The 1,430-nt window shown below is 63.6% G+C and carries 3 protein-coding genes; all 3 read right to left on the bottom strand.

Annotated features, from left to right (window positions below; all coding sequences use genetic code 11):
* Positions 1 to 169: 169 nt before the first annotated feature.
* On the bottom strand, positions 170 to 766 hold the full coding sequence (locus CFB24_RS22220; RefSeq protein ID WP_245295411.1) for a GcrA family cell cycle regulator: 597 nt from the start codon (positions 764 to 766) through the stop codon (positions 170 to 172).
* A gap of 44 nt (positions 767 to 810) precedes the next feature.
* Positions 811 to 1,098 carry a hypothetical protein gene (locus CFB24_RS22215; protein WP_141098592.1) on the bottom strand — a complete coding sequence of 96 codons (288 nt, stop codon included), beginning with the start codon at positions 1,096 to 1,098 and terminating at the stop codon, positions 811 to 813.
* A gap of 61 nt (positions 1,099 to 1,159) precedes the next feature.
* Positions 1,160 to 1,430 (bottom strand): hypothetical protein (locus CFB24_RS23475; protein WP_206605518.1); only part of this gene is annotated, 271 nt, incomplete at its 5' end.

The following is a 1,430-nucleotide window of genomic DNA, read 5'->3' as shown; positions in this document are numbered from 1 at the left end:
TCGCGGATCAGATGATCCATGAACTGATCGCGGTGCGCCGCGTTGAGGAATATCTCGCCCACGCGGCCGTCAGGCATGAAGCCGACGCTCGCCACCGCGAGCTGCTGCCGATCAGGGTCAGCGAAAAAATTGAACGTCAGATTTGGGCGACGCGCCGGCAATTCGCTCATCACACCACCGCCCGAACCTTGGTGAATTCATAAAACCGCATCTTGCCGCGCTCGCGGCGCGCCTCACGGGTGTCGGAGCGCGCCGCCGTATAGGCGAGCTGCGCATGGTCCGCGCAGTAGGGACCGCCCTCAACGGGCTTCGCCGCCCCGCAAAAACGGAAGTCCTCGTTGCGCGGATCGCCAAGCGGGAAATGGCACATGCGTTCGGTCAGATGCCAAAGCTGAAACCGTCCGTCTTCCGGCGGATCAATGACGGAAACACTCGACGGCCGCGTCAGTTGTTCGGATATCCGTACGACTGGAGCCGACGGCCGCGCCGCCTCACCCTCTGAATTCGTGACCGGGGCGGCCTTCATAGCCGCCCCGGCCCGCGCCGGCTCCTCTGGTCCCGAGCAGGGAGCCGCCGCGTTCTGAGGCGACGGAGGGCGCGTCGCCGCCTCAATCCTGTCTTTGCGCGCGGCGGTGTTTTTCGGCCTGCTGCTGAACCGCAACCCCAACCGAAACGCCAGCCCAATGACGGCGTTGCGTGACCCCAGATCGGTGGACGCCGCAACCTGCGCCGCGCTAAAACCTTCGTCGATCAGGCGTTTCAACATCGCCCGCGCCGCATCGTCGTGTTTTTTTCCCATGCTCACCACCGTCAGACTCCCGGCGCGTCGTCCGCCGGCGGAAAATCGACGCCAGCAACACCAGCGGCGCCAGCAACAGCCGCCCGCACAAAAGCCGACCCAGTCGCATCAGCGAGGGCGCGCGCGATCCGCAATTCGTGTTCAAGTTTTTGTTCCTGACGCAGGCACTCGGCCTCATAAGCCGCGCGCAAACTCTCGTAGATGGAGGCGGGAACGTCCTTCGGGCTCTTGTACCGCAGCGTTTTCAGGTAGCTTTCGCGCACGCCGATCCGGCGCGCCACGCGGGACATCGCCGGCATGAAATCGCCAGGCCCGCGCGCCTCGCGCAAGACCAGGAAGTCCGCCCAGGACCGGGCCTTATCAACGAGTATGGATGTCATGGCGAAATAGGGCAGTCTTGCTGACGTTTTTTGCTCCATGTCCAAAACTTTTTGCCCACAGGCAAAATCCCTTGTGAGAGGATCGTTTTGTGAAGGAGATGGCCGCAGGGCAAAAAGCTGAGAAAAGCCCAGAGACGCGCGACCAGGTGAGAGAGGCGGCGCGGATCAGGGCGGACAGAACAAGGCGGAGCGCGCCGACGCAAAAGCGCGCTCCGCCCACGGCGCGGGAACAAAAAACCCATCCCGCGCCG

Origin of the sequence: Rhodoblastus acidophilus (genome assembly GCF_900187365.1) — a bacterium.
Lineage (GTDB): Bacteria > Pseudomonadota > Alphaproteobacteria > Rhizobiales > Beijerinckiaceae > Rhodoblastus > Rhodoblastus acidophilus.
This window is presented reverse-complemented; position numbering and strand designations above follow the sequence as displayed.